We start from the raw sequence: 13,946 nt of genomic DNA, 5'->3' as shown, positions 1-13,946 counted from the left end.
TCATAACAGAAGTACAAATGCTTCTGCCGAATCTTTCAATGCAAAAATAAAAGCTTTTAGAAGTCAATTTAGAGGAGTGAGAAATATAGATTTTTTCTTGTTCAGATTATCTAATCTTTTTGCATAATCCCCAACTTTTGCACCTGATCCAACTTTTGCACCTGATCCCTGATCCCCTAAATGTAGGAAAATAAAAAACACGAAAAGTATAGAAACAAAAAAACCCACTGAAATCAGTGGGTTTCCAAGTGAACGCAGAAGGATTCGAACCTTCGACCGCCTGCTTAGAAGGCAGGTGCTCTATCCAGCTGAGCTATGCGTCCATTATTTTTATTTGTCGGGGTGGCAGGATTCGAACCTGCGGCCTCCTGCTCCCAAAGCAGGCGCGATAACCGAGCTACGCTACACCCCGAAAACAATCTATTAATTTATTTTATGAAAATATAATAAAATATCGAATCTTGCTATGATTCTTAATCAAGAATAAATTGCGGAGAGTAAGGGATTCGAACCCTTGGTACAGTTACCCATACGCTTGTTTAGCAAACAAGTCCTTTCGGCCACTCAGGCAACTCTCCAAGCTCAAGGAACGTGTCCTGTTTTGCGGTTGCAAACTTAAGACATGTTTACGTTTCTCACAACTATTTCAGCACTTTTTTTTCATATTTTTCGACTATTTATTCAAATGACTTCACTATCAAAGATATAACTATCATCAAAAAAAACTTTTTATTCCAATAAAAAACTTGAAGCAGACTATTATCATTAATGAGAGAGAATAAATGCTTTTTAAATACTAATTCAAACCACTCTTCACTAACTCTTTTATTATCTACTTCTTTTATTAAACAATATAACATCTCAAAAGTAAAAAACCTACATTCATTAGTGAATTAGATGAAAACAAACCCAAAAACAGAGATTCGTTAAATATATCCCAATTTAAATCCATTAAAAATTTGAATTTTACAAAATAAGTTTAAATTTGCTATAATAAATCAACATATAATAAACATGAGCAAAAGAGTTGTTATCGTTTCTGCCGTTAGAACACCAATCGGCAGTTTTATGGGAGGATTATCTACAATTACCGCACCAAAATTAGGCGCAATAGCCATCAAAGGTGCATTAGAAAAAATACAATTAGACCCAAATTTAGTTGACGAAGTTTTTATGGGTAATGTCGTGCAAGCTGGCGTAGGTCAAGCTCCAGCACGTCAAGCTGCAATTTATGCAGGTCTTTCTAATACTGTTGCCTGTACTACTGTCAATAAAGTATGTGCTTCTGGAATGAAAGCTCTAATGTTAGGATCACAAGCCATCCAATGTGGAGATGCCGAAATTGTAGTTGCCGGAGGAATGGAGAACATGAGTTTGATTCCGCATTATATGAATTTAAGAAACGGTACCAAATTCGGACCTAGTACAATGATTGACGGAATGCAAAAAGATGGATTAACAGACGCATATGATAACAATGCCATGGGTGTTTCTGCTGATCTATGCGCAACTGAATATAAGATCTCAAGAGAAGAACAAGATAAATTTGCAATTCAATCATACGAACGTTCAGCTAAAGCTTGGAATGAAGGAAAATTTGATAACGAAATAGTCCCTGTAGCMGTTCCYCAAAGAAAAGGCGAWCCRATYATTATTTCAAAAGATGAAGAATTCACYAATGTTTCGCTAGAAAAAATACCTACACTAAACCCTGTATTTACAAAAGACGGAACAGTTACCGCAGCAAATGCATCAACCATTAATGATGGTGCGGCGGCAGTTATTTTGATGAGTGAAGAAAAAGCAATCTCTTTAGGTTTAAAACCATTAGCATATATAAAAGGATATGCAGATGCCGCCCAAGAACCAAAATGGTTTACAACGAGTCCTGCAAAAGCATTAGCGAAAGCATTAGCGAAAGCAAACCTAACTCTAGATGAAATTGAATATTTTGAATTCAATGAAGCTTTTTCAGTAGTTGGATTAGCCAATTCCAAAATACTTGGACTAGATAATCAAAAAGTAAATATTAATGGCGGAGCTGTATCCCTAGGACATCCTCTTGGCTGTTCCGGCGTTAGAATAATTGTTACATTATTAAATGTTTTGGAACAAAACAATGCAAAATATGGAGCTGCTGCAATCTGTAATGGTGGTGGTGGTGCTTCAGCCTTTGTTATAGAAAGAAATATTTCATAAATATCACTTTAAATAAAAATACAATTATTAAATAATACGAATTGAAAATTACTATTTTTACAACTGTTTTTGATTCGTATTATTTTAATTTCTAATTTATATAAATGTTTGGGATTTGTAATTTAGCCATTATTCCACTTCGTGCCGAAGCTAGTGATAAAAGTGAAATTGTTTCTCAAGTTTTATTTGGAGAACATTTTGAAGTTTTAGAACAATATAAACAGTGGTCTCATATAAAAATGCACTTTGACCAATACCAAGGCTGGGTAGACACCAAACAATTTCAATCTATTACAGAGTCTAGCTACAACCAACTTTCATCAGATGCAATCATCCTTAATGCAGATTTGATAGAATATATTGTAGCCCCATCAAATATATTGATTCCAATTCCACTTGGAGCCTCATTATCCTTCTTAAACTATCCAGAAATTAATTCAAGTAATTTTAATTTCGAAGGAGAAAAAATAAGCGGCGTAAAACCAAAAAACAAAATTATAAACTCTTCTTTTATGTATTTGAATGCACCTTATTTATGGGGCGGAAAAACACCTTTTGGAATAGATTGCTCGGGCTTTACACAAATGGTATACAAATTAAATGGTTATAAATTATTAAGGGATGCATCGCAACAAGCAACACAAGGCGAGGCATTAAGTTTTATTGAAGAAAGCGAACCTGGTGATTTAGCTTTTTTTGACAATGACGAAGGAAACATAATACACGTGGGAATAATAATGGAAAACAACTATATTATTCACGCAAGTGGAAAGGTCAGGATTGACAGATTAGACCATTTAGGAATCTACAACGCAGAAACCAACAAACATACTCACAAACTAAGAGTAATTAAAAAAATCATATAAAAAAAAGGCTAGAAAATAATTTCTAGCCTTTTTTTACTGTACTAAAACTACATGCTTGCTTTTAATGAATTATATTCATTAGTCATATCCAATGATCTATAAACCCCCAAAAGAGACTTCAGAACATCTTGGTTTTTAGGTTCAATAACTAATGCCTTTTTAAGATAAGGGATTACACTTCTCACCAAATCATCCTTTTTTGCTTTCAACTTATCATAAAGCTCCATTTCTTTTGGAGTATTACCCAAAGCAGCCATCTCATCAATTAAAGCCTTTTTAGATTCCAATTTAACATAAGCTAAATTAATATAAGCATCAATATAATTTGGATCTAACTCTAAAACTTTATTATAGCAAATTTCCGCTTTAGCAACATCATTTTTTTCAAGATATATATAAGCTAAATTTTTATTAATTTCTAACTTTTTAGATGGTGAAAACTCGTCTCTAGGTTTTTCATGAAACCCTGCAGTAATACTTGCTGTTCTTACTGCTGCAGAAGCAAAACTTTCCTCAGTTTTTGTCTTTTTATTTGTAGCATAGTAAACTACCCCTTTTCCTGAATAATTAATTTTCTTTAATTCTTCATAATATTTAACTGCTGAATCAAAATCTTTTGCCGTCATTGACGAAGAAGCAGCATTAAATAAATTTAAAGTATCTTTTTTATCAAACAAGTATACCTTATAACTTTTTTCAGCACTCTCTGTATATCTACCAGCTTTATAATCATCCACTGAACCATTGACAAGTTTAGATTTCATCTCTCTCAATGCTACATTTGCTTGTAAAGAATATTTATATTTGCCAGCTTCATTTTCAAATTTAATCAATTCTTGATAAGCTTCGGATGCTAAAGAAAGATTATTAGCCATGTCAATATTTTTTGAAGCCAAGTCTTTTAAAATATTGCCTTTCAAAAAGTAAAAATCCGACTTCTCTTCATCTGTAGAATTATAAATCAAATATTCCGTTTTTTTTAAAATACCCAATGCATCTTGAGCTTTTCCACTTTCAAAAACTGACTGAGCAGTTTTAATTTGATCCTTTTGTGCGTACACACCAACATTTATCAATAACACTATTGATAGCATTACAAATTTTCTTTTCATAAGGTTAAGTTTAATTGTTAATATTAGGGGTTGATTATTTTGCATAAAAAAAATTAATGCAAAAATTAATATTTACTCCGTCCAAAATTCATAAAGACTATACTGCCTAATAAATAAAAAAGAAATAAAATATTAAATGTAAAAATGATTTTTTTGATTAGAGTTTCAAAATAGATTTTCTACTCCAGAAAACGATTTTTCAAAACATTTTAAAAGAAAGTAGTTTTTTTTTACATATTTTTTTTTTTGATTAAACAATTTAAGTAAATGCATTTATTTAAATTACAAATTATATTCATACACAATTAACAATACTAAGTTTACATATTTTTCTGCCAACTATATCGATTTCATTATTCATAATTTTGCTCTAAAATAAAATTATTTTTTGATTGTACAAATAAAATATCGATAAATTTTAACAATAAAATAACGATTTCTTAAAATAAGGTAATCACTATTGCTATTTTGTTTTATTTGAAAAGTAAATCATGCAATTTCAAAGTATTATTGCATTATCACTACTTTATTCTTCATAATACAAAATACTCAATTTCCTTTACACCAATTTTAGAACACAAAACCAATAGAGATATCTTATTAAAACCAATCTATATTATTTTAATCCAAAACCTACTAGAAAATTGTTTGTGCATAAAAATCATAATACCATAAAATAAAAAATCCTGCATCGAATAACTCGAGCAGGATTAATTTAACTAGTTTATTAAAATTACATTTTTGCCTTCAAAGCTTTATATTCTGTAGTCATTTCTAATGCGCTATAAACATTCAATAATGTCTTTGCAACATCAACATTTTTAGGGTCCAATGCTACCGCTTTCTCCAGGTATGGAATTGTACTTCTAAACAAGTCCTCACGTTTTTTCTTTAATACATTATAACGTTTCATATCATCAGCTGAAGTACCAAGTTTATTCATTTCATCAATGATAACTTTTTCATCATCTAACTTCAAGGCAGCCATATTAATATAAGCATTAATATATTTTGGATCCAATTCTATAACTTTATTATAAAATTTCTCAGCCTCACTATAGTTTTTAGCACCAGCACTAACAACTCCTAAATTAAAAATCAAATCTACATCATTTGGATTTTTTTCCAATGCTTCGGAAATTAACTTCTTGTAAGTATCCATATCTTTTGATTCAAGATACAAATTTGCTTCAGTCAATATTAAAGAAGTGTCATCTGGATTTGCTTTTCTAGCATCAGAAACAGCTTTTTTCGCTAAATCCATTTTCCCTTGCTGAACATAAATTAAAGCAACGTTTTTATAGATTTCACCCCTTTTAGAAGGTACATTTTCAGTTCTTGGTTTCTCATGTGTTCCCATTTTCACCATACGATCTCTGTCCGCAGCATTATTAAAAAAATCTTCTTGATTATTTACTTTATTAACAGCATAATAATAAGTCGCTTTTCCAGAATAATTTAAAACTTTTAATTCTTCGTAAAGTTTAAGAGCAGTATCATAATCCTTTGCATTTACATAAGTAGATGCCGCATAATAAAGATTAATAGTGTCTTTTTTCTCTAACAAATAAGCTTCATATAACTTTTTAGCACCTTCTGCATCCTTATTAGCTTTTGTGTCTTCAATTGCAGAATTAATTAATTTCCCTTTAATTTCAGCTATTGATGTAGCAGCTTGTGTAGAATATTTTACCTTTCCTGAAGTTTTTTCAGCCTCCAATAATTCTTGATACGCTTTTGCAGCAAGGCTTAAATTTTTATCTGCCTCAACATTTTTATTAGCTAAATCCAAATATGCATTTCCTTTCACAAATAAGAATTGTGCTTTTTCAGCATCAGGGGCATTCACAGACAAGTATTCTGCTCCTGTTAAAATTGTAATAGCCTCATCAGCCTTACCAGCTTTTAATGCTTTTTCAGCAGCTTTAATTTCATTTTTTTGAGCAATACTTGCTACTGATAAAAATAATGCTGACGCTATTATCACATATCTACTTTTCATATTAATCTATTTTATATTTATTTATTCTATTACTGTTTAATTATGCCTCATCATCAGCATCCTCTTCTTCAGAGTCATCTTCTTCAACTTCTTCTTCATCCTCTTCTTCATCCTCTTCAGTTACCCCATCCTCTTCAAGTACTTCCAAAACAGGTTTCACTCTTTCAATTACAGCATCTTCAATAACGTTTCCATCTTCATCAACAACAACTTCTTCCGCGTCATCTTTCATTACTTTAGTAACAGCTGCTATCGAATCATTACCTTTTATATTAATCAACTTAACACCTTGAGTAGCTCTTCCCATAACTCTTAAATCTTCTACAGCCATTCTAATGGTCAAACCAGATTTATTGATAATCATCAAATCATCTGCATCAGTCACCGCGTTTATAGAAATTAACTTACCCGTTTTTTCAGTGATATTAAGGGTTTTAACTCCTTTACCTCCACGATTTGTTATTCTATATTCGTCAAGACTAGAACGTTTTCCGTAACCATTTTCAGCAACTACAAGAATTTCACTACTCATATCATTAACGGTTACCATTCCAATCACTTCGTCAGTTTCATCTTTTAAAGTAATACCACGAACTCCAGAAGCAGTTCTTCCCATTGGACGAGTTTTAGTTTCTTCAAAACGAACCAATTTACCCGATTTAACAGCTAAAATGATTTGGCTTTCACCATTAGTCAACTTAGCTTCCAACAATTCATCACCTTCTTTAATTGTAATTGCAGCAACACCATTAACCCTTGGTTTAGAATATTTCTCCAATGAAGTTTTCTTAACCTGACCTTGTTTAGTTACCATTACAAGATTATGACTATTGATATACTCTTTATCTTTTAAATCTTGAGTACATATAAAAGCTTTGACTTTATCATCACTTTCAATATTTACTAAATTCTGTATAGCTCTACCTTTTGCCGTTTTACTTCCTTCAGGAATTTCGTAAACACGCATCCAGAAACATTTACCTTTTTGAGTAAAGAACATCATATATTGATGGTTTGTTGCGACAAACATATGTTCTAAGAAATCCTGATCTCTTGTACCAGCACTTTTTTGCCCAACTCCTCCTCTATTTTGTGTTTTATATTCTGATAAGTTTGTACGTTTAATATAACCTGCATGAGATATCGTAATTACCACATTCTCATCTGCAATCAAATCTTCTATACTAACATCACCACCAGAATATTCAATTTGTGAACGACGCTCATCCCCATATTTGTCGCGAATTTCCGTTAGTTCTTCTTTTATCAATGCAGTTCTTAAATTAACATCAGCTAATAAAGATTTCAAATACTCAATCAATTTCATGATCTCATCATACTCTGCTCTCAACTTGTCTTGTTCAAGACCTGTTAATTGACGCAAACGCATTTCGACAATCGCACGAGATTGAATATCGGACAATTTGAATCTTTCGATTAATTTATCTCTCGCCTCTTCAGTGTTCTTGGATGCTTTAATTAACGCAATAACTTCATCAATATTATCGGAAGCAATAATCAAACCTTCCAAAATATGAGCCCTTGCTTCAGCTTTCTTTAATTCGAATTGAGTTCTACGAGTTACTACATCATGACGATGTTCTACAAAATAATGAATCAAGTCTTTAAGATTCAACATTTGTGGACGACCTTTTACAATTGCAATATTGTTTACACTGAAAGAAGATTGTAATTGTGTAAACTTATAAAGTGTATTCAAAACCACATTTGGTGTGGCATCACGTTTCAATATATAAACGATACGCATACCATTTCTATCCGATTCATCACGAATATTGGCAATACCATCAATTTTCTTTTCGTTTACTAAGTCAGCAGTACGTTTAATCATATCTGCTTTGTTAACTTGGTATGGGATTTCGGTAACAATAATAGACTCACGTCCATCCACTTCTTCAAAACCTACTTTGGCACGCATCACTACTCTACCTCTACCTGTCTTGAAAGCTTCACGAACCCCTTCATAACCATATATTATACCTCCAGTTGGAAAATCAGGAGCTTTAATATGTGTCATCAATTCGTCAACTTCTATATCATTGTTATCAATATAAGCTAACGTACCATTGATTACTTCTGTTAAATTGTGAGGAGGCATATTTGTTGCCATACCTACTGCAATTCCAGTCGCACCATTTACTAATAGTGTAGGAACCCTAGTCGGCATAACAGTTGGCTCTTCTAATGTATCATCAAAATTTAGTTTAAAATCAACTGTTTCTTTATCTATATCTGCAAGAATTTCTTCAGAAATCTTGCGCATTCTAGCCTCTGTATAACGCATCGCTGCAGGACTATCACCATCAACAGATCCAAAGTTACCTTGACCATCTATCAATAAATAACGCATACTCCACTCTTGTGCCATACGAACCATAGCATCATAAACTGAAGTATCACCATGAGGGTGATATTTTCCAAGAACTTCCCCGACAATTCTTGCGGACTTTTTATGGGCAGATCTAGAATTTACTCCTAAATCATGCATACCAAATAATACTCTTCGATGTACTGGTTTCAAGCCATCTCTAACATCTGGAAGTGCTCTTGATACAATTACCGACATCGAATAATCGATATAGGCAGTTTTCATTTCATCCTCAATGTTAATAGGAATTAACTTTTCTCCTTCAGACATAATATATTCTTAAATTAAAATTATTTTGTTTTAAAAAATCCCGCTAATATAACCTTTCTCAATATGTTTTCACCCATAAATGGACAGAAATTTATTCGATTTATTAACAAATTTTTATTCCTATTTGGTTAATAAATTAAACTGGCTTTAACTATATGTTCTCTATTTTTTTTGTCAATTAGCAGTAAGAGTTTTTAAAAGGTATGATTTTTGCTTTTGACTATCTTATTTACTAAATTTACAATAACAATACCTAACAATCATGGATGATAATTTTTCACCTAGAGTAAAAGACGTTATTACTTATAGCAAAGAAGAGGCACTGCGCCTTGGACATGATTTTATAGGTACTGAACATTTAATGCTTGGCATTCTGAGGGATGGAAATGGTAAAGCTATTCACATCCTTAACAACCTGTCTGTAGATCTTGACCATCTCAGAAGGAAGGTTGAAATCCTAAGCCCCGCCAGCCCTAGTATTGATGTAAGTGTAGAAAAGAAAAACTTACATCTAACACGTCAAGCAGAACGTGCTTTGAAGACAACTTTTTTAGAAGCAAAAGTTTTCCAAAGTTCATCAATCAGCACTGCACACTTACTGTTGTGCATCTTGAGAAACGAAAATGATCCTACAACCAAGCTATTGAATAAACTTAAAATTGATTATGACGTAGCTAAAGAACAATACATCAATATGACTCCAAACGAAGACGATTTTTTAGAAAACTTGCCAAAAAACGAATCTTATAATGACGATTCAGGACAAGATGACAGCCTAAAAGAAGGCAATTTCAATAATCCCGCCAATAAATCAAATAAAAAATCTAAAACTCCCGTACTTGACAATTTTGGGAGAGATTTAACAGAGATGGCAGAAGAGGGTAAATTAGACCCTGTAGTAGGACGTGAAAAAGAAATAGAACGTGTTTCACAAATTTTGAGTCGTCGTAAAAAGAACAATCCCTTATTAATAGGTGAACCAGGTGTTGGTAAATCGGCTATTGCAGAAGGCCTTGCTCTAAGAATAATTCAAAAGAAAGTTTCCCGTATATTATTTAACAAACGTGTCGTAACCCTAGATTTGGCAAGCCTTGTTGCCGGAACCAAATATAGAGGCCAGTTTGAAGAAAGAATGAAAGCTGTAATGAATGAATTGGAAAAAAATGATGACATCATTCTTTTCATCGATGAAATTCATACAATTGTTGGTGCTGGCGGAGCAACAGGTTCACTAGACGCTTCCAATATGTTCAAACCTGCATTATCAAGAGGTGAAATTCAATGTATTGGTGCAACAACATTAGACGAGTACCGTCAATACATAGAAAAAGATGGTGCACTTGAAAGACGTTTCCAAAAGGTAATTGTAGAACCAACTTCTGTTGAAGAAACGATTGCTATTTTGAACAACATTAAAAACAAATACGAAGATCATCACAATGTAATTTATACACCTGAAGCTATTGAAGCTTGCGTTAAATTAACAAATAGATACATGTCTGAACGATTCTTGCCAGACAAAGCAATTGATGCATTGGATGAAGCTGGATCTAGAGTTCATATCACCAATATTGATGTTCCAAAACAAATATTAGATTTGGAACGACAATTGGAAGAAGTTCGCGAGTTAAAAAACTTGGTTGTTAAGAAACAAAAATATGAAGAGGCTGCCAAACTTCGTGATGATGAGAAAAAGATAGAAAAAGATTTAGCCATAGCTCAAGAGCAATGGGAAGAAGATTCTAAAACCAACAGAATATTGGTAACTGAAGATAATGTAGCAGATGTTGTGTCTATGATGACTGGAATTCCGGTAAACCGTATTGCACAAACAGAAAGTAACAAATTAGCCAAATTACCTGAGCTTATTCAAAATAAAGTAATTGGACAAAACGAAGCAGTTTTAAAAATTGCTCGTTCTATTCAAAGAAATCGTGCTGGATTGAAAGACCCAAACAAACCGATTGGTTCTTTTATTTTCTTAGGTCAAACTGGTGTTGGAAAAACTCAATTAGCCAAAGTTCTTGCTAAAGAATTATTTGATTCTGAGGATGCATTGGTTCGAATTGACATGAGCGAATACATGGAGAAATTTGCTATTTCAAGATTAGTTGGAGCGCCTCCAGGATATGTAGGATACGAAGAAGGTGGTCAATTGACTGAAAAAGTTCGTAGAAAACCATATTGTGTGGTATTGCTTGATGAAATTGAAAAAGCTCATCCTGATGTTTTCAACATGATGCTTCAAGTACTTGACGATGGTTATTTAACCGATAGTTTAGGTCGTAAAATCGATTTCAAGAACACGATTATCATTATGACATCTAATGTTGGTGCTCGTCAATTGAAAGATTTCGGACAAGGAGTTGGATTTGGCACGGCTGCCAAAATTGCACAAGCCGATGATAACTCTAAAAGCGTTATTGAAAATGCTTTAAAGAAAACTTTTGCTCCAGAATTTTTAAACAGAATTGATGATGTAATTGTATTTAACACTTTGGAAAAAGAGGACATCAATTTAATCATTGAAATCGAGTTAAAAAAACTATATGATCGCATTAAAGAACTAGGTTATCAGTTAAAATTATCTGATAAAGCTAAAGCATTTATCGCCGATAAAGGTTTTGACAAACAATTTGGTGCAAGACCATTAAAAAGAGCAATTCAGAAATATGTTGAAGACACATTAGCTGAAGAAATTATCACTTCAAAAATTGCATCTGGTGATGAAATCTTTATGGATATTGTAGATGGTTCACAAGAATTAACCGTAAATATTCACAAAGCAGAAGAACCAACAAATCAAACTGAAGAGCCTACTAACCAATAATTTAAAATAAAATGCTACATAACAAACCCGTTACGTTTTAATAACATAACGGGTTTATTTTTTATAGGATATTATCGTATTTTTTTAAAAACAAATATCTACATTTGATAGTTATAAAAAAGATCAACAAAATTAATTTATGTTTCAAAATAAAGTCATACTGGGTAGCGAAGAATGGTGCTCTTTTCCAGAATTAGGAATCCCTACAATTAAAGCTCGTGTTGATTCCGGCGCAAAAACATCTGCTTTGCATGCCATCAATATTGCTCCATTTATAAAGAATGACGCCAACTGGGTAAAGTTTGACATTAATCCCATTCAGAACAACACAAAAACCGTTATCCATTGTGAAGCTCCAATGGTTGACAAAAGAATAGTAAAAAGTTCCAGTGGTTTTAGAGAACACCGATATGTTATTCAAACTCAAATTGCCATTGGAGATTCGAAATGGCCAATTGAAATGACCCTTACAAATCGTGATTCAATGGGTTTTAGAATGCTTTTGGGGCGTGAAGCCATGAGCGGAAGAATATTGGTTGACCCAGAACAAAAATATCTTTTAGGACAGCCTACTACAGAAAGCCTTGTTGAATTATATAAGAATTCAGAAAAAGCCAGCTCTGGTTTAAGAATAGGACTTTTAGCCAGTAATCCTGAATTGTACAGTAACAAAAGAATTATGGAAGCTGGAGAAATGCGTGGTCACGAAATGCATTTTTTGAATATTAAAGAATGTTACATGAAACTGGATGCAAAAACTCCAGAAATTCATTATCGCGGTGGAAAAATATTAAACCAATTTGACGCTATTATCCCTAGAATTAGGCCGAGCATCACCTTTTACGGCTGTGCCTTAACTCGTCAATTTGAAGCCTTAAAAGTGTACTGCTTGAACTCATCGACCGCAATTACACAATCCAGGGACAAATTATTTTCTTTACAATTATTATTAAATCACGGTGTAGATATCCCAACAACTGGATTTGCCAATTCACCTTTGGATACTGATAATTTAATCAAAATGGTTGGAGGTTCTCCTCTTATTGTAAAATTACTGGAAGGAACTCAAGGAAAAGGTGTTGTCTTGGCAGAAACCAAAAAAGCCGCAGAAAGTGTAATTAACGCATTCAAAAGCCTTAATGCCAATATATTAGTACAAGAATTCATTAAAGAAGCCAACGGAAAAGATATTCGTTGCTTTGTAATAGACGGCAAAGTTGTCGCTGCAATCCAAAGAGAAGCTATGCCTGGGGAATTTAGAGCCAATATCCATTTGGGCGGAACAGCATCTGTAATTAAAGTTACGGCAGAAGAAAAAAGGATTGCAATAAAAGCTGCTAAAGCAATGGATTTAAAAGTTGCCGGCGTAGATATTATTCGCTCTGCTAAAGGGCCTTTATTGCTTGAAGTAAACTCTTCTCCTGGACTTGAAGGAATTGAAGGTGCCACAAATAAAGATATTGCTGGAGAAATGATTAAAGCAATTGAGAAGAATTTTAAAATTAAGTAGATTTTCTTAAAAGAATAAAAATACATTTATAAAAAAAAATCTACATTATGAATCCCTACTTAGATATTGTTATTCGTAGTGCAGCTGTTTATTTATTCATGGTTATTGCATTGCGTATTTTTGGTAAAAAAGAATTATCTCAACTCAACACTGCTGATGTGATTTTGATTTTACTAATAAGCAACTCCGTACAAAATGCAATGGTTGGAAACAATACAACTCTTTGGGGAGGTCTGGCTGCAGCTACAATACTTTTTACTATTAATTTCATATTAAAGAAATTAATATTTAGGTATAAAAAATTCAGTGAATTCATGCTTGAGAAACCTGAAATCCTAATTCATAACGGAACTTTAGATTTCAAAAACTTGAGTAAATTAGACATTACTTCGGATGAATTAAAAGAGGCCATGAGAGAACACGGTGTAGAATCTTTCAAGGATGTAAAACTGGCTATGCTTGAAATTGATGGAAATATAAGCATCATTACAGGTGAAAATAATCTAAAACAAACCCACTACAAACGCAGAAAGAATCATAAAAACTTAATTCAAGGAAATTAGAGTCTACCATAAAAACTTCTAAAAATTTATTTTCTTCCAAAACCACAACTGTTGACATAATATTGAATTCCTTTTTTTTGAAAAGTTGTTAAAACCACTAAACTTATCTTTAGCCCAGATGGAAACGGCATCTCCCGATTTAGAAAAACAAGGCTTTTTTGCCGTAATTTTTCTAAATCGGGAATATAGTGGACAGCTGGAGACC

Annotated in this window: 9 protein-coding genes and 3 tRNA genes; 6 read left to right on the top strand and 6 right to left on the bottom strand. The window is 32.7% G+C overall.

Annotated elements, in window-relative coordinates; all coding sequences use genetic code 11:
• Nucleotides 1–127: transposase (locus AC1DY0_RS17665; protein ID WP_477189902.1), on the top strand; the 127-nt coding region annotated here is incomplete at its 5' end.
• Nucleotides 128–249: 122 nt separating this feature from the next.
• Here AC1DY0_RS17665 and AC1DY0_RS17660 read toward each other — a convergent pair.
• The 3 genes from AC1DY0_RS17660 to AC1DY0_RS17650 form a co-directional block, all read right to left on the bottom strand.
• Nucleotides 250–323: transfer RNA gene (locus tag AC1DY0_RS17660), tRNA-Arg, on the bottom strand.
• 14 nt (nt 324–337) lie between these two features.
• Nucleotides 338–412: transfer RNA gene (locus AC1DY0_RS17655), tRNA-Pro, on the bottom strand.
• A 79-nt stretch (nt 413–491) separates the two neighbouring features.
• A tRNA-Ser gene (locus tag AC1DY0_RS17650) sits at nt 492–578 on the bottom strand.
• Between the two features lie 436 nt (nt 579–1,014).
• Here AC1DY0_RS17650 and AC1DY0_RS17645 point away from each other — a divergent pair.
• Nucleotides 1,015–2,199 (top strand): acetyl-CoA C-acyltransferase, encoded by a 1,185-nt coding sequence (locus AC1DY0_RS17645; RefSeq protein WP_477189901.1) that lies wholly within the window; start codon nt 1,015–1,017, stop codon nt 2,197–2,199.
• A 104-nt stretch (nt 2,200–2,303) separates the two neighbouring features.
• Nucleotides 2,304–3,065, top strand: coding sequence for a C40 family peptidase (locus AC1DY0_RS17640; protein WP_477189900.1), 762 nt, complete (start codon nt 2,304–2,306; stop codon nt 3,063–3,065).
• A gap of 47 nt (nt 3,066–3,112) precedes the next feature.
• Here AC1DY0_RS17640 and AC1DY0_RS17635 read toward each other — a convergent pair whose 3' ends face one another.
• From AC1DY0_RS17635 to gyrA, 3 genes are all read right to left on the bottom strand, one after another.
• On the bottom strand, nt 3,113–4,177 hold the full coding sequence (locus AC1DY0_RS17635) for a tetratricopeptide repeat protein (RefSeq protein ID WP_477189899.1): 1,065 nt from the start codon (nt 4,175–4,177) through the stop codon (nt 3,113–3,115).
• Nucleotides 4,178–4,910: 733 nt separating this feature from the next.
• Complete coding sequence (locus tag AC1DY0_RS17630) at nt 4,911–6,179, bottom strand: tetratricopeptide repeat protein (RefSeq protein ID WP_477189898.1); 1,269 nt, start codon at nt 6,177–6,179, stop codon at nt 4,911–4,913.
• A 40-nt stretch (nt 6,180–6,219) separates the two neighbouring features.
• A complete protein-coding gene (gene gyrA, locus AC1DY0_RS17625; protein ID WP_477189897.1) occupies nt 6,220–8,838 on the bottom strand; it encodes a DNA gyrase subunit A in 2,619 nt (872 codons plus the stop codon).
• A gap of 262 nt (nt 8,839–9,100) precedes the next feature.
• Here gyrA and AC1DY0_RS17620 point away from each other — a divergent pair, with 262 nt between their 5' ends.
• From AC1DY0_RS17620 to AC1DY0_RS17610, 3 genes are all read left to right on the top strand, one after another.
• A complete protein-coding gene (locus tag AC1DY0_RS17620) occupies nt 9,101–11,668 on the top strand; it encodes an ATP-dependent Clp protease ATP-binding subunit (RefSeq protein ID WP_477189896.1) in 2,568 nt (855 codons plus the stop codon).
• 139 nt (nt 11,669–11,807) lie between these two features.
• The gene (gene rimK, locus AC1DY0_RS17615; RefSeq protein ID WP_310005015.1) at nt 11,808–13,178 is read left to right on the top strand and encodes a 30S ribosomal protein S6--L-glutamate ligase; all 1,371 of its coding nucleotides are present in this window, start codon (nt 11,808–11,810) and stop codon (nt 13,176–13,178) included.
• Nucleotides 13,179–13,225: 47 nt separating this feature from the next.
• Entirely contained in the window at nt 13,226–13,741 is a 516-nt protein-coding gene (locus AC1DY0_RS17610; protein WP_477189895.1) for a DUF421 domain-containing protein, read from the top strand.
• The last annotated feature ends 205 nt before the right edge of the window (nt 13,742–13,946 follow it).

Source organism: Flavobacterium sp. P1_E4 (assembly GCF_056405915.1).
This window is presented reverse-complemented; position numbering and strand designations above follow the sequence as displayed.